General features: G+C 58.6%; 14 protein-coding genes. 11 read left to right on the top strand and 3 right to left on the bottom strand.

All coding sequences use genetic code 11. The annotated features are described in order from the left end of the window. Positions 1-68: 68 nt before the first annotated feature. From FHS09_RS16815 to FHS09_RS16805, 3 genes are all read left to right on the top strand, one after another. On the top strand, positions 69-2,570 hold the full coding sequence (locus FHS09_RS16815) for a DUF4861 family protein (RefSeq protein WP_183462026.1): 2,502 nt from the start codon (positions 69-71) through the stop codon (positions 2,568-2,570). Positions 2,571-2,582: 12 nt separating this feature from the next. Then, positions 2,583-3,425, top strand: coding sequence for a 5-dehydro-4-deoxy-D-glucuronate isomerase (gene kduI / locus FHS09_RS16810; RefSeq protein ID WP_183462024.1), 843 nt, complete (start codon positions 2,583-2,585; stop codon positions 3,423-3,425). A gap of 113 nt (positions 3,426-3,538) precedes the next feature. After that, positions 3,539-4,327, top strand: a complete 789-nt coding sequence (locus FHS09_RS16805; RefSeq protein WP_183462022.1) for a gluconate 5-dehydrogenase — start codon at positions 3,539-3,541, stop codon at positions 4,325-4,327. 155 nt (positions 4,328-4,482) lie between these two features. Here the strand turns inward: FHS09_RS16805 and FHS09_RS16800 are convergent, their stop codons facing one another. The 3 genes from FHS09_RS16800 to uxaC all read right to left on the bottom strand — a co-directional run bounded on the left by FHS09_RS16800 (position 4,483) and on the right by uxaC (position 8,649). After that, positions 4,483-5,391 (bottom strand): complex I NDUFA9 subunit family protein, encoded by a 909-nt coding sequence (locus FHS09_RS16800; RefSeq protein WP_183462020.1) that lies wholly within the window; start codon positions 5,389-5,391, stop codon positions 4,483-4,485. A gap of 255 nt (positions 5,392-5,646) precedes the next feature. After that, positions 5,647-7,137, bottom strand: coding sequence for a mannitol dehydrogenase family protein (locus FHS09_RS16795; protein ID WP_183462018.1), 1,491 nt, complete (start codon positions 7,135-7,137; stop codon positions 5,647-5,649). Between the two features lie 96 nt (positions 7,138-7,233). After that, complete coding sequence (gene uxaC, locus FHS09_RS16790; RefSeq protein WP_183462016.1) at positions 7,234-8,649, bottom strand: glucuronate isomerase; 1,416 nt, start codon at positions 8,647-8,649, stop codon at positions 7,234-7,236. 225 nt (positions 8,650-8,874) lie between these two features. Between uxaC and FHS09_RS16785 the strand changes: the two genes are divergently transcribed. The 8 genes from FHS09_RS16785 (at position 8,875) to FHS09_RS16750 (ending at position 19,915) form a co-directional block, all read left to right on the top strand. Next, positions 8,875-9,795, top strand: coding sequence for a sugar kinase (locus FHS09_RS16785; protein WP_246395106.1), 921 nt, complete (start codon positions 8,875-8,877; stop codon positions 9,793-9,795). An 88-nt stretch (positions 9,796-9,883) separates the two neighbouring features. Then, positions 9,884-10,864 (top strand): TRAP transporter substrate-binding protein, encoded by a 981-nt coding sequence (locus FHS09_RS16780; RefSeq protein ID WP_425487779.1) that lies wholly within the window; start codon positions 9,884-9,886, stop codon positions 10,862-10,864. A 188-nt stretch (positions 10,865-11,052) separates the two neighbouring features. Next, a complete protein-coding gene (locus FHS09_RS16775) occupies positions 11,053-11,553 on the top strand; it encodes a TRAP transporter small permease (protein ID WP_183462014.1) in 501 nt (166 codons plus the stop codon). An 8-nt stretch (positions 11,554-11,561) separates the two neighbouring features. After that, the gene (locus FHS09_RS16770) at positions 11,562-12,863 is read left to right on the top strand and encodes a TRAP transporter large permease (protein ID WP_183462012.1); all 1,302 of its coding nucleotides are present in this window, start codon (positions 11,562-11,564) and stop codon (positions 12,861-12,863) included. A gap of 104 nt (positions 12,864-12,967) precedes the next feature. Next, the gene (locus FHS09_RS16765; protein ID WP_183462010.1) at positions 12,968-15,706 is read left to right on the top strand and encodes a TonB-dependent receptor; all 2,739 of its coding nucleotides are present in this window, start codon (positions 12,968-12,970) and stop codon (positions 15,704-15,706) included. A gap of 153 nt (positions 15,707-15,859) precedes the next feature. After that, positions 15,860-17,455 carry a glycoside hydrolase family 43 protein gene (locus FHS09_RS16760; protein WP_183462009.1) on the top strand — a complete coding sequence of 532 codons (1,596 nt, stop codon included), beginning with the start codon at positions 15,860-15,862 and terminating at the stop codon, positions 17,453-17,455. A gap of 467 nt (positions 17,456-17,922) precedes the next feature. After that, a complete protein-coding gene (locus FHS09_RS16755; RefSeq protein WP_183462007.1) occupies positions 17,923-18,894 on the top strand; it encodes a family 43 glycosylhydrolase in 972 nt (323 codons plus the stop codon). Positions 18,895-19,063: 169 nt separating this feature from the next. Further along, on the top strand, positions 19,064-19,915 hold the full coding sequence (locus tag FHS09_RS16750) for a transposase (protein WP_221192076.1): 852 nt from the start codon (positions 19,064-19,066) through the stop codon (positions 19,913-19,915). The last annotated feature ends 290 nt before the right edge of the window (positions 19,916-20,205 follow it).

The following is a 20,205-nucleotide window of genomic DNA, read 5'->3' as shown; positions in this document are numbered from 1 at the left end:
CTGCGAGCAGGCTCCCTACGGCGCACCCTTCGCCCCTTTGAAAGAAACAGAATGACGAGGAACAGAGAGTGAAATTATCCAGTTCCGTTTATCCACTGCTGGCCGCCGCAATTGCCCTGACCGCCTGTGGCGAAGCGAAGGATTCCACGGCAATAAAGGATCAACAGAGACCGACGGAGAGCAAAAGCACGGAGAGTGAGAGTATCGCCCGCCTGCAACTGGCCAATCCGTCGGCATTTCCGCGCCTGGATGAGCCTGTGTACCTGAGCTTCCGGGAGTTGGGCCTGAGCGAAGACTATGCCGAGCCGCTGGCGGTTCACGGCGGCGGACAACTGCCGGTACAGCGGGTCGATCGGGATGCTGATGGCAGCGCCGACGGCATCCTGTTCCTGGTGGACTTGCAGGTGGATGAAGAAATCGACCTGAAAATTCTCCCCGGCAGCGGTGAACAGCCGGCTGGGGATAAACGCACCCAGGCGGAAATTTCCCGCAAGACCGGTGGCCAGTGGGCCGACAGGAAATACCTGGGTGGCTACTTCCAGAATGTCAGCGAGCTGGATGTTCCCCCGGAACACACTGATCACTCGCAGTTTATCCGCTACGAGGGCCCGGGCATCGAATCGGACCTGGTGGGCTACCGGGTCTACCTGGACTGGCGCAACGGTTTCGACATATTCGGTAAGAAAGTGCGCGAGCCGGTGCTGCAGGATGTGGGGCAGGACGGCTTCGAGTCCTACCACCATATGGCCGACTGGGGCATGGATATCCTGAAAGTGGGCGATGCCCTCGGCGTGGGCGGCTACGGCTATTGGGATGGCGAAAAAGTTGTGCGGGTCAGTGACGTGCAGGACTGGTCCGCAAAAATCGTCGACAACGGCGAGCTCTACTCTTCCCTGAATATTGAATACAAAGGCTGGAAACCCGCGAAGAACAAGCAGGCCGACCTGAGTACGATACTCTCCATGCGCGCCGGCAGCCGCCTGGTGGAAGTGAACGGGCAGGCCAGCGAAGGCCTCGGCGCCCTGGTGGCCGGCCTGGTCAAGCACACCGGTACCCAACTGATGGTCGGCGACCTGGATATTCCCGGCGGGGCCTGGACCTATATCGGCACCTGGGGCCAACAGAGCCTCGATGGCAGCGGCCTGGGCATGGGCCTGCTGGTGCAGAAAAAGACCGTCAAGGAAGTGACCGAAGACGAGCTCAACCAAGTGGTTGTATTCAAGCAGCCAGCCACCAACGATTTCAATTACTACTTCACCGCCGCCTGGGCAAAAGAAGCGGAGAGCAGGCACGGCCCCATCACCAGTGCCGGGCAGTTTGAAGCCTATCTGGCCCGCGAGGCGGAAAAACTCACCATGCCGCTGCGCAAGCGCCTGACCACCGCCCTGAGCGAGGCGCAGACGCAACAGCCGCTGAGCGCGAATGGGGCTCTGCAGTGGAGCCAGCGCCTGGCGGATTCCGAACTGGAGCGCAGTACCTACCAACTGGCCTTCGGCGGCGTGGACCCGCACCGCAAGCGCCCGGCCTATTTCGAATACACCACCGGCCTGTTGATGCAGGCCTACGACGACCTCAACCGGGCAAGCCCCGAGCCGCGCTACGCAGACGCGGTGGAAAAGGTGATGGGCTCCTTCGTCAACGAAGACGGCAGTATCAACGGCTACGTCCAGTCAAAATACAACATTGACAGCATCAACGCCGGCAAGATGCTGCTGCGCATGCTCGAGCGCAACGGCAAAGACAGCTACAAAACCGCCGTGGCCACCCTGCGCGAGCAACTGGAGCACCACCCGCGCACGACCGCCGGTGCTTTCTGGCACAAGCAGAAATACCCCCACCAGGTATGGCTGGACGGTGTCTACATGGGCATTCCGTTCCTCGCCCATTACGAGAAGCTGAGCGCTGAAAATGGCGGAGAAGGGAATTTCGATGAGGTACTGGCGGAATTCAAAGTCGTGCGTGAAAAACTGCACGACCCGCAAACCGGCCTCTACTTCCACGCCTGGGACGAAGCGAAAGAGCAGGGCTGGGCGGATAAAGAGAGCGGCCTCTCCGCCAATTTCTGGTCCCGTGGCATGGGCTGGATGGCCATGGCACTGGTAGACGTGCTCGACTATATCCCGGAGGAAAACGCGGAGCAGCGGCAGTACCTGATCGACATGATCAACGAACTGGCGCCGGTGCTGGAAAAATACCAGGACGCTGAAAGCGGCACCTGGTATCAGGTCGCTAACAAGGCCGGCGCGCGGGGTAATTACCTGGAAGCCACCGGCAGCAGCATGTTTACCTACTTTTTTGCCAAGGCCATCAACAACGGCTACCTGCCCGACACTTATGTGCCCCTGGCGAAAAAATCCTATCAGGGCCTGCTGGACCAGTTTATCCAGGTGCACGCCGATGGCAGTGTAAGCCTGACCAACAACTGCGAAGTGGCGGGCTTGGGCTTTGGTCGCGACGGCAGCTACCGCTATTACATGAGCGAGCCGGTCATCGACGACGACCTCAAAGGCGTTGGACCCTTCATCATGGCCGGTGCGGAGATGTATAAGCTGCTGAATAAGCAAGGCTAAAAGGAGAGATTTATGGCTACCAAATACGAAGAGCGCTACGCGCACAGCCCGCGCGACTATGTGAGCTACGATACTGAGCGCCTGCGCGAAGAATTCCTGGTGCCGAAACTGTTTGAGGCGGACACAGTGCACCTCACCTATACCCACGTAGACCGCATGATCGTGGGCGGGATCATGCCGGTAGAGGAAACTGTGCTTCTCGAAACTGTGGACGCGCTCAGGTCCGAATATTTCCTCGAACGTCGCGAACTGGGCCTGATCAATATCGGTGGCCCGGGTGTTGTGGAAGTCGATGGCACCCGCTACGACGTCGACAGCAAAGAGGCCATCTATATCGGCCGCGGCTCCCGCGAGGTAAAAGTTTCCAGCAATGACAAGTCCGCGCCGGCGAAGTTCTACCTGAACTCCACCCCCGCACACCGCGAGTGTCCCACCCGGAAAGTGGGCCAGAACGACGCAAAGGTGTTGGAGATGGGCGCAGGCGAAACCTGCAACCAGCGCGTTATCCGCCAGCTACTGGTAAAGGAAGTGGTGGAAAGCTGCCAGCTGCAGATGGGTATGACCGAACTGGCTCCGGGCAGCGTCTGGAACACCATGCCATGCCACACCCACAGCCGTCGCATGGAAGCCTATATGTATTTCAATGTGCCGGAAGGCCAGGCCGTGTGTCACTTCATGGGCCCGCCGCAGCAGACCCGCACCATCTGGATGGCCAACGAGCAGGCGGTCATCTCTCCCACCTGGTCCCTGCACTCCGGAGTGGGTACCAGCAACTACACCTTTATTTGGGGTATGGCGGGCGAGAACCTCGATTACACCGATATGGATTTTGTGCAGCCGAACGAGCTGCGTTGATCTGAAATTCCCCTCTCCCCAACCCTCTCCCCAAAGGGGAGAGGGATCTGGTCTCCCCTCCCCGCTGGCGGGAGAGGGGCCGGGGGGAGAGGGCACAATGTAGGAAATAAACAATGCCTTCACTATTCGATCTAACCGGCAAGCTGGCCCTGGTGACAGGCGCCACCCACGGCCTCGGTCTGGCCATGGCGGAGGGGCTGGGCATGGCCGGTGCCCGGCTGGTCATCACGGGCCACTCGTCGCAACAGAAACTCGACGATGCGGTGGCACACCTGCGCAACAAGGGTTTCGATGCGAGCGGCTACCTGTTCAATGTCACCGATGAAGCGGCGGTCGCCGACGGCGTGGGGCAGATAGAAAGCGAATGCGCGCCCATCGATATTCTGGTGAACAACGCCGGCATCATCCGCCGGGTGCCGCTGCTGGAAATGGAACTGAAGGACTGGCAGCAGGTGATCGACACCAACCTCACCGGAGTCTTCACCATGAGTCGTCCGGTGGTACGCAAGATGATCGAGCGCGGCGGCGGCAAGGTCATCAATATCTGCTCGATGATGAGCGAGTTGGGTAGGGATAGTGTCTCCGCCTACGCCGCGGCAAAGGGCGGATTGAAGATGCTCACCCGCAATATGGCCACCGAGTGGGCGCGGCACAACATCCAGGTGAACGGTATAGGCCCGGGCTACTTCGCCACCAGCCAGACCGCCCCCATCCGCGTGGACGGCCATCCCTTCAATGAATTTATTCTCAGCCGCACCCCGGCAGGGCGCTGGGGTAACCCGGAAGATCTGCAGGGTACGGCGATATTCCTCGCCAGCGATGCCAGCAACTTCGTGACCGGCCAGATCGTCTATGTGGATGGCGGTATCCTGGCGACCATCGGCAAGCCGTCGAACGAATAGCCCCCCCCCGGGACCGCGGAGCTCCAGCTCCGCTTGCGGGCGCAGCCCGCTTTTGGATTTATTCCTTTATTCCTCTAATCCCCCATGTAGGAGCGGCGGATGGACGCCCCGCCGCTCCTACAAAGTTCTTTTACCGTTATCGATATCGGTCGAGTTTACCCGCTATTTGTGGGCAAGCACTCATCCAATAACTCTTCCAGGCTATAGGGATCAATGCCGAGATCGGCGAAAGTTTTCGCACTCTCGCCCACCGTATTGTCGCTCTGCATTAAAATAAGCTGGTCGCGGGTGAGTGGAGGGTTGGGCATCAGGCTCAGTGCGGCCACCAATACCCGCCAAAGAGTCAATGGCACGGGCAATAATACGCGCCTGCGCCCCAAGTGGGACATAACCACCTGCAGGGCCTGGCGATAAGTGTAGATACTACCGCCACCCAATTCGAACAATTGCTCCTGACCATCAGCTTGCCGCGAAAGCTTCGCCACTGCTGCGGCAACGTCTTTGACGTACACCGGCTGCAACCGGTTGTTCCTTTTGCCAAAGAGCGGTACTAATGGCGATAGGGTTGCGGTTTTGATCGAGGCCAGGAAAGCATCATCGCTACCAAACATAACACTTGGCCGAACCAGGATCGCTCGCTCAAATGCGTTGCGAACGACCTGCTCTCCCCGTGCTCGCGCGCGAATGAATTTCGACGGTGAACGTTCGTCTACGCCGAGCCCGGATATATGCACAAGCCGATCAACGCCGGTTGCCTGGGCACAACGGGCGATGCGCTCGGCACCCTTCACGTGGATGGCGTCAAACGTGAGATCACCTCTCTCCACATACAAAGAAACCGCGTTGACTGCGAACGCCGAGCCCGTAATCGCTTCTGTAACCTGCCGCTCATCACGTATATCAACGGCCACTGGCGTAATTTGATCTTTTATGTCAGAGAAGTCCACATCCTGGGGATGGCGCGCCGCAACGCGCACCCGGTAACCCATCGTCACCAGTGCCCGTACCACGCGACGGCCTAAAAAGCCGGTGCCGCCAAAGACTGTTGCAATCTGTTCATTCATCTCGATTCTCCCGCGCTGGCTATCTCGCCCCCTGCCAACAGCTGGATAGTAGAAGATAGTGGGGATGTGTGACTGGGTTTCGGAGGGCTGGCGGAGTGGAAAATGTGAGTAGAGACAACTTGGTTGATCCGGGCTATCCATCGCCCTGCAGAGCCCCGGAGCTTGCTAGCAAGCGAAAGGTGTTCTATTCGCCTGCAAGCAGGCTCCTACAGGGTGCTTTGTAGGAGCCTGCTTGCAGGCGAATGGCGGGTGGGATCAGGTGATGCTTTCTTTCATCTGCATACGCACGGTGTTCAGCACACCCTGCTTTGCCAGTAATTCCAACTGGGCAGCCAGGGCCTGCTGCAGGGCTTCGTTCTTTTGCAGGTCTTCGCCGAATACCGGTGCAAAACCCAGGAAAGCTGCGGCCAGTTCCCGCGGGTTTCCTGCGTTTGCGTCGCAAAGGGCCTTCAGTTCCTGTGCCAACGGATCGGAAACCTCGATCGGCTTGCCGGCGTCGTCCTCCGCGGAGACATAGCGAATCCAGCAGGCGAGGGCCAGGCAAAGCAGTTCGATGGAGCCGCCGTTCTGCAATTGGTGGCGCAGGGTACCCAGCCAGCGCTGGGGGATCTTCTGCGAACCGTCCATGGCGATCTGCCAGGTGCGGTGTTTCAGCGCCCGGTTGGCGAAGCGCTCCAACAATTGTCCCCGGTAGGCCGCCAGGTCGAAGTCTGCCGGCGCTTCCACCGCCGCGCTGGCCTCGTCGGCGAGAAACCGCTCCGCCAGTGCCGCAAAAGCGGGTTCCTGCATCACGTCGGCAACGGTCTCAAACCCGGCCAGGTAGCCGCTGTAGGCGAGCAGGGAGTGGCAGCCGTTGAGCAGGCGCAGCTTGATCAGTTCGTAGACTTCCACATCATCGACAAAGGTGGCTCCGGCCTTTTCCCAGGCGGGGCGCCCGCGCAGGAAGTTGTCTTCCACCACCCACTGGGAGAAAGGCTCGGCCATAACCGCGGCGTTGTCGCGCACACCGAGAAGCTTCTCAAGGGCGTCGCGGTCTGAATCGGTGGTGGCGGGGACTATGCGATCCACCATGGTGCAGGGGCAGCGGGTATTCTCCCTGACCCAGGCGGCGAATTCCGGCTCCAATTGGTCGGCGAACTGGAAGAGCACGCGCTGCAGCACATTGCCGTTGCTGGGCAGGTTGTCGCAGCTGAGCAGGGTAAATCCGGGCAGCCCTTTCTGCATGCGTTCGCGCAGGGCGTAGACGATAAAGCCGAGCGCGGATTTCGGGGCCTGCGGGTTGGCGAGGTCGTGCTGGATATCCGGGTGCTGCAGATTCAGCTCCCCGGAAGACGGGTGGTGGCAGTAACCCTTTTCGGTGATGGTGAGCGAGACGACGCGAATCCCTTCCTGGGTCATGGCGTCCAGCAGGGCGCGCGGGCTCTCCGGAGCCACGTAGACATCCTGCACGCAACCGATCACGCGAACTTTTTCGCCATCGTTGCTTTTTTCCACCAGGGAATAGAGGTAGTTTTGCGGCGCCAGCTGGTCGCGCACTGTGGGCGAGCGCAGGCTGGCGGCGACAATGCCCCAGTCGCTACCGTCTTCCAGTACCTGTTCCGTATACCAGGCCTGGTGGGCGCGGTGGAAGGCGCCGATGCCCAGGTGCACAATTCCGGTTTTAATCCGGCTGCGGTCGTAGTCAGGCGTGGTTACCGATGCGGATATATCAGCCAGGGTATGACTGTTCAGGACCTTTTCGTTCATAAAACTTCCCAGATTCACTAACTAATAGGAGCGGCCAGCGGCCGCTCCTATTTAGTACACAAGTAGTGCACAAGCATTTTGTGGCGGCAACGGACGTTACAGCTTGTAGGCCCGCTTGGCGAGCGCGTAGCTGAGGTCGTGCGCCAGTTCGAAGGCTTCGTCCTCCACCAGGCGGTGTTCGCACACCAGTTGGGAGAGGAAGTTGCAGTCCATGCGCCGGGCCACGTCGTGGCGGGCGGGGATGGACAGGAAAGCGCGGGTGTCGTCGTTGAAGCCCACGGTATTGTAGAAACCGGCGGTCTCGGTCACCTGCTCGCGGAAGCGACGCATGCCCTCGGGGCTGTCGTGGAACCACCAGGCGGGGCCCAGTTTCAGCGCCGGGTAGTGACCGGCCAGCGGTGCCAGTTCGCGGCTGTAGCTGGTCTCGTCCAGGGTAAACAGGATCACCGTCAGGTTCGGCTCGTTGCCCACCGCTTCCAGCAGCGGCCTGAGCGCGTGGACGTAATCGGTGCGGGAGGGGATGTCGCAGCCCTTGTCGCGGCCGTATTTGTCGAACACCACTTTGTTGTGGTTGCGCACGGAGCCGGGGTGAATCTGCATCACCAGGCCGTCTTCAATACTCATGCGCGCCATTTCGGTGAGCATCTGACCGCGGAACAGCTCCGCGTCTTCGCTGCTCGCGCCGCCGCCGCGTACGCGGTTGAACAGCGCTTCCGCCTCGGCCGGGCTGAGGTTGGCGGTAGTGGCCGTGGGGTGGCCATGGTCGGTGGAGGTGGCGCCCATCTGCTTGAAGAATTCGCGGCGGTTTTTCAGTGCCGCCAGGTAGCCGGCGTAGTTGCCGGTGTCTTCACCGGTGATTTCCGCCAGTTTGCGCAGATTGTCGGCGAAGCCTTCGTAGTCCGGGTCGAGCACCGGGTCCGGGCGGTAGGCGGTGATGATGCGCCCGCTCCAGCCGCTGTCCAGAATTTTCTGGTGGTGACGCAGGTCATCCAGCGGGGATTCGGTGGTGGCGATCACTTCGATATTGAAGCGCTCGAACAGGGCGCGGGGCAGGAACTCCGGCTTTTTCAGGTAGCTGTCGATGCGCTCGTAGTAGAGTTCCGCGGTGGAGGCGTCCAGGGCCACGTCCAGCTCGAACACATCGTGGAATACGGTATCCAGCCACATGCGTGAGGGAGTGCCGCGGAACAGGTAGTAGTGTTCGGCAAAACGCTGCCAGATGGCGCGCGGATCGGTTTCCGCCGGAGTGCCCTCGCGGCCGGCAATCCCTAAGCTCTCCAGCGGTACGCCCTGGCTATAGAGCATGCGGAACACATAGTGATCCGGTTTGATCAACAGTTCCGCCGGATTGCCGAAAGGCTGATTACCGGCGAACCAGGATGGATCGGTGTGCCCGTGAGGGCTGATAATCGGCAGATCCCTGACACTCTCGTAGAGCTTGCGGGCGATATCCCGCTGGGCGTTATCCACCGGGAACAGGCGATCGGGGTGCAATTGCAAAGGGCGTGACATAGCGGAAAGGCTCGTTCTAATTGGGTTGTCTTACAAGCATACTGCGTACCCCATTGAAGGAAAAACCCCGCCCGAAGGCGGGGGGTGCGCGGCAAGTTGGGGTTGGGCCGCGCCAGGCAATGGAGAAACCCAGTACATAGACCGGAATTGCTATACTGCCAAAAATTGGTTATACCGGTCAACGATTAATGGTAAGACCTGCTCTGGTCAGTACAGGAGATAGCTTTGAAACTTGCAGCTTTGGGTGAGGTAATGGTCGAGTTGTCCCCGCGCGGAGAGGGGCTGTTGGCCCAGTCCTTTGCCGGGGATACGTACAACACCGCGGTCTATGTGGCGCGTAGTGGCGTTCACACATCCTATGTGACCCTGCTGGGGGACGATCCCTACAGCGAGCAGATGCTGGAGGCCATGCGCGCCGAAAGCATTGATACCGGGGCCATAGAGCGTCTGCCCGGGCGTTGCCCCGGCCTCTACAGCATCTACAACACCCCCGATGGCGAGCGCTATTTCACCTATTGGCGCGGGGAGTCCCCGGCGCGGGAATTGTTCGCGGACCAGTTGCAGCGCGAGCGCCTACAGAATTACCTGAGAGAGGTGGATTGCCTCTATCTCTCCGGAATCACCCTTGCAATAATGGCCCCCCATGCGCGTGAGTGCTTACTTACGTTTATCGGGGAGTTCCGCGCCGGCGGCGGCCGGGTGGCCTTTGACAGCAACTACCGCCCGCGCCTGTGGACCAGTGTGGAAGAGGCCCGGGAGGCGGTCTCCGCCTTTCTGCAACAATCGGATATCGCCCTGCTCACCCTGGAGGATGAGCAACTGCTGTGGGGGGATGGGGATGCTGACGAATGCCTGCAGCGCAACGGCCGCTACCGCCTGTCGGAGCTGGTGCTGAAGCGCGGCGCTGAGCCGGTGCTACTGCAGCACGACGGGGAGCTGTGCGCCATTCCCGTGCCGGAGGTTCGCGAGGTGGTGGATACCACCGGTGCCGGCGACTCCTTCAATGCCGGCTACCTGGCGGCACGGCTGCAAGGCGAGGAGCCGGAGGCCGCGATCTCCGCGGGCAACCGCTGCGCCGCTGCGGTAATCCGCAACCGCGGGGCAATTATTCCGAGAAGTATTGCACCTGGGGTAACAAGCCGATAGGATGGTAAGACCAATTTGGCGATGATAAAAACCGCTAAGATTTTTCGGTCATACCTGTAGCGATAACAATAGACAACAGGTGCATAAGATGATGAAAGGAAAAACCCTCTACCGCCTGGCGGTGGTGGGGCTGTTTCTGCTGCTCGGCAGTTGCGGTCTCGAAGATTCGCAGACTGCGCTCAAGCTGGCGCACACCCTGGACCGGCAGCACTCGGTGCATCGGGCCATGGAATTTATGGACGAACGGCTGCGTGAGCTGTCTGGCAACAGCATGCGCATCGATATCTATCCCGGTGGACAGCTGGGCAGCGAGCGCGAGCTGATCGAGCTGTTGCAGATTGGCAGCCTGGCCATGACCAAGGTGTCGGCCAGCCCCATGGAGGGGTTCGTCCCCGAGCTCAAGATCTTCAATCTCCCCTATGTGTTTCGCGATGCAGATCATTTCTGGAAAGTGTTGCAGAGCGATCTCGGCCGCCAGCTTTTAGTGGCCGGTGAGCGCGCGCGCCTGCGCGGGCTGGGCTATTTCGATGCGGGCAGCCGCAGCTTCTATGTCACCGACAAGCCCGTTCACACACCGGAAGATTTGCGCGGCATGAAGATCCGCGTACAGAACAGCCAGACCGCGATCAAGATGGTCAATACCCTCGGCGGTGCCGCCACTCCGGTGAGCTGGGGAGAGCTCTACACAGCCTTGCAGCAGGGTGTGGTCAGCGGTGCGGAAAACAACCCGCCCAGTTTCTATCTTTCCAAACACTACGAAGTTTCCAGGTACTACACCCTGGACGAGCACACCTATGTGCCGGACATGCTGCTGGTCAGCACGGAAGTGTGGAAGAAACTCGATCCGCAACAGAGGGAATGGCTGCAGCAGGCAGTGGATGATGCGGTGGCCTACCAGCGGAAGCTCTGGCAGGAATCCACCCGCGAATCCCTCGCCGCAGTGGAGGCGGCCGGCGTGGAAGTGATCTACCCGGACAAGCAGCCGTTTATCGATGCCGTGCAGCCGTTGCACGCCAGCTATAAGGGCACGGAAGTAGGCGAGCTGCTGGATCGGATTGCGGCTATGTAATGCCCGCTGCCCCCTCTCCCCAATCCCACTTGCGGGACACCTCCCCTCTCCCGCTTGCGGGACAAATTTGAGGGATCAAATTTGGGCGCCGAAGGCGCCCGAAGGGTGAGCGCCAGGGATGGCGCGAATCACTGGGGCCGGGGGAGAGGGCATAAAAAACGCATCGAATTATAAAAGGTGTACTGGCGATGAATAGAATAGAAAAACTGCTGGAAATCTTCCTCGGCAGCCTGCTGGCACTGATGGTGCTGGATGTCACCTGGCAGATACTCACCCGCTTCCTGCCCATGAGCCCCAGCTCCTATACCGAGGAACTGGCGCGCTACCTGCTGGTCTGGATCGGTCTACTCGGTGGCGCTTATGCCTACCGCAGAAAATCCCACCTGGGAATCGATCTGCTGACCAACGCCCTGCCGGAAAAAATCCGCAAGCAGGTTCAAATTCTGACCATATCCCTGTGCTTCGTCTTCGCCGCATCGGCCATGGTGTTCGGCGGCATCAAACTGGTGGCGCTGACTGTCGAGCTGAACCAGCTGTCCGCGGCACTGAATATTCCCATGGGTATTGTCTACAGCGTGATACCCCTGTCCGGCGGCTTGATCTGTCTCTTCAGTCTGGACCAACTGGTCCAACTGTTGGGCGGAAAGAAAGAACGCATTGCAACAGCCGTAAAAACTGCGTCCGCCTAGGAGGATTTATGGAAATCACCGCAGCTGTATTGCTGATCAGCTTCCTGCTCCTGCTGGCGCTGAACGTCCCTATTTCCGTCAGTATTGGTATCGCCACCCTGCTGACCATGCTGATAACCATCGACGTGGTACCGGCGCTGATCACCATGGCCCAGCGCATGGCCAGTGGAATCGACAGTTTCGCGCTGTTGGCGATTCCATTTTTCATTTTTTCGGGGCTGCTGATGGGCAGCGGCGGAATCGCGCGGCGAATTATCGACTTCGCACGGGTATTGGTGGGCATGTTGCCCGGCGGCCTGGCGTTCGTGAACATCATCAGCTGCACGCTGTTCGGTTCCATTTCCGGTTCCGCGGTGGCCGCCACCTCGGCGATCGGCGGATTCATGATTCCGTCGATGACCAAGGAGGGCTACGACAAAAATTTCAATACCGCCGTTACCGTGGCCTCCTCCACCACCGGCCTGCTGATACCCCCGAGCAATATCCTGATTGTGTATTCCCTGGCCAGCGGGGGCGTGTCCATTGCCGCGCTGTTTATCGCCGGCTACCTGCCCGGTCTGTTGGTAGCCCTGGGGCTGATGTTGGTTTGTGGAATCTGGGCCAAAGCCAAGGGCTATCCGGTGGGGAAAGTCACCCCCTGGCGGGAGGCGCTGCGCAAAACCCTGGACGCGATACCCAGCCTGTTCCTCGTCGTGGTGGTTATCGGCGGCATTATCAGCGGTATCTTCACCGCTACCGAGGCCAGTGCCATCGCGGTGCTCTACTCGCTGCTACTCTCGGTGCTGGTATACCGGGAAGTGAAGGTCTCGCAATTGCCGGAACTGTTGGTAAAGGCAGTGGAAACCACAGCGATAGTGATGTTCCTGATCGCCGCCTCCTCGGCCATGTCCTGGATACTCTCCTACGAGAATATTCCCCAGACCATCAGTGAGGCTCTGATCACCATCAGCGAAAATCCGCTGCTGATCCTGCTTACCATCAACCTGGTCCTGCTGGTGGTGGGGGCCTTTATGGACATGACTCCGGCGGTTCTGATCTTTACCCCCATATTCCTGCCGGTGGCTGTGGAACTGGGCATGTCCCCGCTGCAGTTCGGCATCGTCATGATCCTCAACCTCTGTATCGGGTTGTGCACACCTCCGGTGGGCAGCGTGCTGTTTGTGGGCGCAAGTATTTCCAAAACCTCGATCACCCAGCTTGTCCGACCGCTGCTGCCAATGTATGCGGTGATGTTCCTAGTGCTGATACTGGTGACCTATGTGCCGGCGATCAGTGAGTACCTGCCGCGGGCGTTGGGGTTGATCGACTGACCACCGCGGCTAAACGAATCCGGGCAGGTGTAGGGGCGTTATCAGAGCAAGCCTGTCTGGGCCATTGATGAAGAGAGATAAGAAGCTTAACAGGGAGAATAATAATGTTTCGTAAATTTATGCAGAAACCCCTCTATGTTGCAATAACCGCCGCCGGTATCAGCCTGTCTACAGCGCCGGTTTTTGCACAGGAGGGCGAAGCGTCGCTGGAGGAAGTGGTTGTCACTGGAAGCTACGCCGGAAGCCTTGCCAAGGCGCTGGATACCAAGCGCAATTCCACCACTATGGTGGATTCGATTCTGGCAGAGGATATTGCCGATTTCCCCGACCAGAACTTGGCGGAATCTTTGCAGCGTATTCCCGGTGTGACTATCGATCGCGATGGCGGCCAGGGTCGTGAAATCACCGTGCGCGGCCTGAATTCTACTTTCACGCGGGTGCAGATCAACGGCATGCAAGCACAGTCGCTGTCTGCTGGTTCCAATGGCGTGCAGACCAATCGCGGTTTCGATTTCAACGTGTTTGCCTCCGAACTGTTCAACCGCCTGGATGTTTACAAGTCCACTTCTGCTGAGCTTGAGGAAGGCTCTCTGGGGGCGACCGTTGCACTGCGCACCGCGCGTCCCTTCGATTACGATCCCGTAACCGTGGTTGCCAACGTTCAGGGCAGCTACAACGACGGCAGTGAAGAATTCTCCCCGCGCACGTCTGCGCTGGTGAGCCTGACCAACGAAGACCAGACCCTGGGCGCGCTCTTCTCCGTCGCATTCTCCGAGCGCAATGTATTCGGGGAAGGCGCCGACACCGGTCGCTGGGAAGACGATGATTTTGCCAGCTGTACCGCGTGTGACAGCGAAGCGGAGTTCGATCAGGTCCGGAGCGCCTGGCATCCGCGCATCCCGCGCTACATGAACCGTAACTACGGCGAGGATCGCCTGGGTGTTACCTCTTCTTTCCAGTGGCAGGCGAGCGACTCCACCCTGGTGAGCTTCGACGCCCTGTATTCCAACCTCGACTCCAAGCGTACCGAGCCGAACATCAACCCGATCTCTCTGGCTCGTACCGGTGACACCGGTAACGCACAGACCGACGTGGCTGCCTACACCATTGACGGCAACAATAACCTGATCACCGCCACCATGGATGGCGTGGATACCCGTGCGGAAAATTTCCTCGCGGATTGGGAGTCCGAGTTTACCCAGTACTCACTGTCTCTGGAGCACGACTTCAGCGAAGACTTCCACTTGAAGTTTCTCGCCGGCGGGTCCACCTCGGATCTGCAGAACCGCGAAAGCACCCTGATTCTGGAGCACTTCAGCGAGACCGATCCTCGCCGGATGATCGAGTACGCCGAGTCCAATGACACCGTAACCTACGACTACACCGACATGACTTCCCCTGAAATTGTGTTCGGTTTCGATACCACCAATCCGGAGAACTGGGAGCTGTCCGAGATTCGCGATCGCCTGCAAGATGCCGAGTCCTCCACTTCCACTTTCCGTCTGGACCTGGACTACGCGTTTAACGATGCGTTGACCCTGCGCGGTGGTGTCACCCAGAAGTCTTACGGTTATGAAATCGCCGGTGTGCAAGCGGATACTGGACTCTCTGATGCCGATGAAAGAGACGGTACTGTTGATGGCGAGGCCTGCGGCGTTGGCTCCAATGTCACCAGCGACATGGGCTCCGTGGTCAGCCCCACCGGCCTCCCCTACTTCAAAGGTGATCTCGCACTGATTGATGTAGCACTGGCAAGTGGCTGCTGGCCGCACACGGTACGCGCTGGTGACACCCGCGAAGTGGAAGAGAAAAGCCTGGGTGTATACGCGCAGCTGGACTTCGATACCGATATCGCCGGCCGCCGTTTCCGCGGTAACGTCGGTGTGCGCAGCGTAGAAACCGAACTGACCTCCACCGGCCTGCAGAATGGCGAAGTGGAGGTGACTGTAGAGAACGACTACCGCGACACCCTGCCGTCAATGAACCTGGTGTACGAGCTGAGCGACGACGTGATCCTGCGCGGTAGCGCCGCCAAGGTAATGTCCCGTCCGAATCTGGGAACCCTTAGCCCGGGTGGTAGCGTAGGCACCTTCGGCGATCCGAAAGTAAGCTACGGCAACCCGTTCATCGAGCCGTTCCGCGCGAAAGCCTATGATCTGGGCGCTGAGTGGTACTTCGCCGAAAACGCCGTTGTGTCTGTGGCTTACTTCGTGAAGGACATCGAGTCCCTGCCGATTGGCCAGACCGATGTTATGCCCTGGGCCGCGACCGGCCTGCCGGACAGCCTGCTGGGCGCCCAGTACGATGATCTGTACAACGCAGACTTCGAAGTGAAGCGCACCATAAACGGCGAAAAAGGTGGTGAACTGGATGGTTGGGAACTGCAATATCAACAGCCGCTGACTTTCCTGCCGGGACCGGAGTGGGTGCGCAACTTTGGCGTTATCGCTAACCTGACCAAGGTAAGTTCCGAAGTGACCTACAAAGCCGGTGAGCCAGACGAGTTCAAAGGCCCGTTGAGCGGCCAATCCGACGACTCCTCCAACCTGACCTTGTACTGGGAAAACGACGTTTTCTCTGCGCGCCTTTCCATGGCGAACCGCGGCGAGTACTCCACCCGTCCGCAGGAGACAGACAAGGAAAAACGTCGCTACGTAGATGCGACCAGCTTCCTGGACTTCTCTGCCAGCTACCGTGTGACCGATAACCTCAAAGTTAACTTTGAGGCCATCAACCTCACCGACGAGCCGGTGTTCTCCTACATGGATGGAGATGCCAAGCGCATGATCAACGAGATCAGCACTGGTGCACAGTACTTCGTAGGTGCTCAGTACAAGTTCTAAGTAACATTTTGATTTAGAGGTGCCCTAGGGCTGCATTAACCCGGCAACTGAATATTGCCGGGTTAATGCGGCACAATGGATGTGCCAATCAAATTTTTTGTGCGGAGTTCTCCGTCTTTGCTTGCACCGCTCCCCCCAGGCGCGGTGCTTTTTATGGAGGTCAGTGTAGTGAAACTGCTTTTCCGCCTTTATTGCCTTTCATTGGTTGCCGCGCTCTGTTCAATACCAACAGCGCTTGCTGGCACAGATCGGGAAAAATACACCAACCCCATTATCCACGCTGACTATTCGGACCCGGACGCGGTTCGGGTGGGCGACGATTTCTATATGATTTCGTCCAGCTTCAACCATGCGCCCGCCCTGCCGATACTGCACTCCAGGGACCTAGTGCACTGGCGCCTGCTCGGCCACGTGCTGGAGCAGCAGGTACCGGACGAGCGTTTTTCTATTCCCCAGCACGGCAACGGCGTCTGGGCGCCCAGCCTGCGCTACCACGACGACAAATTCTGGGTTTTCTACGGCGACCCGGATCAGGGTATTTTCGTGATCACCGCCGAGGATATGCGCGGCCCCTGGAGTGAGCCACACCTTCTGAAAGAAGGAAAAGGGCTGATTGACCCCACCCCCCTGTGGGATGACGATGGCAAGGCCTATCTGCTGCACGCCTGGGCCAAGAGCCGTTCCGGTATCAATAATGTACTCACCCTGCACCGTATGAGCGCCGATGCGCGCAAGGTTCTCGACAAGGGCAAAGTGGTGATCGACGGCAATAAGATTCCCGGCTATCGCACCCTGGAAGGCCCCAAGTTTTACAAGCGCGACGGTTACTACTATGTGTTTGCACCCGCCGGTGGTGTTGCCCAGGGTTGGCAGTCGGCGTTCCGCGCGAAGAATATTTACGGTCCTTACGAGGAGAAGGTGGTGATGGCCCAGGGCAATACCCCCATCAACGGCCCGCACCAGGGCGCCTGGGTAAGCACCGCCGGTGGTGAGGACTGGTTCCTGCACTTCCAGGACAAGGACGCCTATGGCCGTATAGTGCACCTGCAGCCCATGCAATGGAGAGATGGCTGGCCGGTGATCGGCGCAGACCCCGACGGCGATGGCCGCGGCGAGCCGGTACTGAGCCACGCGCGTCCGAAAGTATCCGCGGCATCGGCGGACTTTTCTCTGGCTGCCAGCGACGAATTCGATACGAAAAAACTGCAGCCCCAGTGGCAGTGGAATGCCAACTGGCGGGCCGACTGGTACTCGCTCAGCGACAACCCCGGCCATCTGCGCCTTTTTGCCCAGTCCGGTACCGGTGAGGCAGAAAACCTCTGGCATGTGCCGTCGCTGTTATTGCAGAAGTTCCCGGCGGAAGAGTTCCGCGTGGAGACCAAGCTGCGGCTCGAGGGAGACAAGGCCCAGGCCGGCCTGCTGGTCTACGGCACCGACTACGCCTGGCTCGGGCTGCGCAACAAAGACGGCAAAAGCCAGCTGATTTACAACGTGTGTATCGGTGCCCGCGGCGGTTGCAAGACACACGAGGTTCTGCTCGCAGAGCTGGAGAAGCCCCAGGCGGAAATCGGCATCAGCGTCTTTCCCGAAGGCCGTACCGTATTTTCCTACCGCCAGCCGGATGGAAATTGGACACCGCTGAACGAGGGATTTATCGCCCAACCCGGACGCTGGGTTGGCGCCCGCTTCGGCCTCTTTGCCCAAGGCGACAACGGCCACGCGGACTTCGACTATCTGCACGTGAAGTGATCCTCGAACTGTCCTTGTAGGAGCGACCGTTGGCCGCGATGGGCCCTGGGAAATTACCACTATCGATCGCGGCCAACGGCCGCTCCTACAGAACACGTGAAAAAACCATGGGATTCTCCGTCGTTCCATTGCCGGACAGACGGCGCCCTCTCTCGGCATTACCCTGATCCGCAGCGGCCTCTCGATTCGTACCCACGACGTGTTCGCGTCCAGCATATCCGCGTACGCCCCGGTGATGCATTGTTCAAGCGGTCGGAAACCGAATATCAGGTTTGGCGAAGACATCAGCGATGGCGAGAAGAGCTCCTTGCCAGGCAAGGAACGCTTCTATGAGATTATTCCGGACAGTAGTGGGCGAAGGTCGGAATCCAGAACTCGCTGATTTCTCTGGACTCCGGCCTTCGCCGGAGTGACGAAATGGACTTGTTCAGAGGTTCCTTCGTTCCACGAAACCATAGGAAGTAACAATGAATCGATCCGCTTTTAAATTGCTATTACCTTTTCTTGTATTGGGCTCCTCAATATGTCTTGCGCAAAACCCCCTCGACTTTGGCAGCGATATAAGAACAGCTGATCCGTCAGGACACGTCTGGAAAGACGGAAGAATGTACCTTTACACCTCCCATGACGAAGAGTGCCAGGAAGATTTCTATATGAAAGACTGGTACGCCTTCTCGTCCGACGACCTTGTCAACTGGACGGATCACGGCCCCATTTTGTCGGTGGATGATCTCACCTGGGCGGACAATTATGCCTGGGCACCAGACGCAGCCTACAAGAACGGCAAATATTACCTGGTCTTCCCCGCGGGAACAGGCATGAAGGACCGGCAAAACCCGAAAAACAGCACAAAGTGGATGGGAATTGGCATTGCGGTCAGCGATTCGCCAACAGGACCCTTTAAGGATGCAATCGGTGGGCCGCTGTGGAGAGAGCCCTACGCCAATGACCCGAGTCTTTTCATCGACGACGACGGCAAAGCTTACTTGTATTTTCATGGTACCGGCAGGGACTACCACGTCGCAGAAATGGCAGATGACATGCTGAGTGTAAAGGGCGACTTCCAAAAAATGGACATGGGTGGACATGAGCCCAAAATGGAAGGACCCTGGGTATTCAAGAGAAACGGAATCTACTACTTCACCATGCCGGAAAACAACCGGGTGCTGAGCTATTACATGAGCGATTCACCCAAAGGGCCATGGAAGTATCAGGGCGTCATCATGGATGAAGAGCACAGCAGCAACAATCACCACTCCATTGTCGAGTACAAAGGACACTGGGTTCTGTTTTACCACCGCTGGCTGGATACGCCGGATTCAAGCTGTAAAAAGAAGCAGCGGCATGTGGCCGCCGAGTACCTCCATTTCAACGACGACGGTACGATTCAAAAAGTCAAAAGGACCGCTCAAGGCGTGGTGAATTCCCGCAAAAGATAGAGCAGTCGCGACAAAATCCTGGTCAGTAAAATCCAGAGGCCTGAATTTCACTCGCCGGGGCGTGCACTTTAAAGGTGTGCGCCCCTCTGGCGAGAGGATTACCGGCCCTAAGGAATCTCTGAACAGGTCCATTTCGTCACTCCGGCGAAGGCCGGAGTCTGAAATCAACGTGTTCTGGATTCCGGCCTTCGCCGGAATGACGATATTCAGAGATTCCCTAAGTGCTCCATTCGGCAGGTTGTCCTTCCAGCGCATAAAGGCGACAGCGCATGACGGTTTCCTGGAATTGGTAGGGAAGGCCTGTGAGCGATACGGTTGGTTGTGTCACGCCTACTGTTTGATGTCCAACCACTACCATCTGTTGTTGGAAACCGGAACGCCGAGTTTGTCCAAGGGTATGAAGTACATCAACGGCACTCATACCCAGCAGTTCAATCGCCGGCACAAGCGGGTAGGGCATGTATTTCAGAGGCGTTTCAAGGCGATTCTGGTGGAGGCTGAGAGCTATCTACTGGAGCTTGCACGGTACATCGTTCTGAATCCTGTGCGTGCGCGCATGGTGCGTGCAGCCAAGGACTGGCCCTGGAGTAGCTACCGGGCGACGGCGGGCCTGGCGGAGCCGCATCCGGTGCTGACTGCGGACTGGGTCTTGGGGAATTTCGGGGCTCGTCGTGGCAGGGTGCAGGCAGGGTATTGGCAGTTCGTTCAGGAAGGCCGTGGACAGCCAAGTCCCTGGGAATCGCTCAAGAATCAGATCTATCTGGGTTCGGATGAATTCGTAGAAGATATGCAATGCAGGATGAACCCTGAACAGTCTTTGCAGGATATTCCAAAGCCTCAGAGGCAGAGTCCACCAAGGCCGTTGGAGCATTATCGGAAAAGATATTCGGAGCGAAATGAAGCTATGTACACCTTGGCGCAGGTGGGGGCTGAGTTTGGTGTGAGCTACGCAACGGTCAGCAGAGCGGTGAAGTCATTCGAGGGCGGTCCAGTGGAAGGTGATGCAAAATGTAAGGCCTGACCCCTGCGGCTGTTTCCTGCGGCTGTTTTAAGGCCTGACCCCTGCGGCTGTTTGACCCCTGCGGCTGTTTAAGGCCTGACCCCTGCGGCTGTTTAAATGTAAGGCCTGACCCGAATGGCGCTGACTTAAGCGCAAGTGTTTGAATTTGCGGAACATTTTTACGCAGCCGTCGCCATTCTCTGCTTTTTGGGGTGTCCATGTCTCCTAACGAGTTCCCGTGCCTTATCGCGTGATTTCGTCAATAGTGGGTAAGGCTTCGGTCGTCGTTTCACTGCTCTTGGCTCGATTCT

The sequence above is a fragment of the Microbulbifer rhizosphaerae genome (assembly GCF_014191725.1).
In the GTDB taxonomy this organism is placed as follows: Bacteria; Pseudomonadota; Gammaproteobacteria; order Pseudomonadales; family Cellvibrionaceae; genus Microbulbifer; species Microbulbifer rhizosphaerae.
Note: the sequence above shows the minus strand (reverse complement) of the source record. Positions and strands in the feature narration are given on the sequence as shown.

Excerpts from the sequence above, each read along its gene's own strand:
- kduI (WP_183462024.1), top strand. The coding sequence starts at position 2,583 with ATGGCTACCAAATACGAAGAGCGCTACGCGCACAGCCCGCGCGACTAT.
- FHS09_RS16805 (WP_183462022.1), top strand. The coding sequence starts at position 3,539 with ATGCCTTCACTATTCGATCTAACCGGCAAGCTGGCCCTGGTGACAGGC.
- FHS09_RS16800 (WP_183462020.1), bottom strand. The coding sequence starts at position 5,391 with ATGAATGAACAGATTGCAACAGTCTTTGGCGGCACCGGCTTTTTAGGC.
- FHS09_RS16795 (WP_183462018.1), bottom strand. The coding sequence starts at position 7,137 with ATGAACGAAAAGGTCCTGAACAGTCATACCCTGGCTGATATATCCGCA.
- uxaC (WP_183462016.1), bottom strand. The coding sequence starts at position 8,649 with ATGTCACGCCCTTTGCAATTGCACCCCGATCGCCTGTTCCCGGTGGAT.
- FHS09_RS16780 (WP_425487779.1), top strand. The coding sequence starts at position 9,884 with ATGATGAAAGGAAAAACCCTCTACCGCCTGGCGGTGGTGGGGCTGTTT.
- FHS09_RS16775 (WP_183462014.1), top strand. The coding sequence starts at position 11,053 with ATGAATAGAATAGAAAAACTGCTGGAAATCTTCCTCGGCAGCCTGCTG.
- FHS09_RS16770 (WP_183462012.1), top strand. The coding sequence starts at position 11,562 with ATGGAAATCACCGCAGCTGTATTGCTGATCAGCTTCCTGCTCCTGCTG.
- FHS09_RS16765 (WP_183462010.1), top strand. The coding sequence starts at position 12,968 with ATGTTTCGTAAATTTATGCAGAAACCCCTCTATGTTGCAATAACCGCC.
- FHS09_RS16760 (WP_183462009.1), top strand. The coding sequence starts at position 15,860 with ATGGAGGTCAGTGTAGTGAAACTGCTTTTCCGCCTTTATTGCCTTTCA.
- FHS09_RS16755 (WP_183462007.1), top strand. The coding sequence starts at position 17,923 with ATGAATCGATCCGCTTTTAAATTGCTATTACCTTTTCTTGTATTGGGC.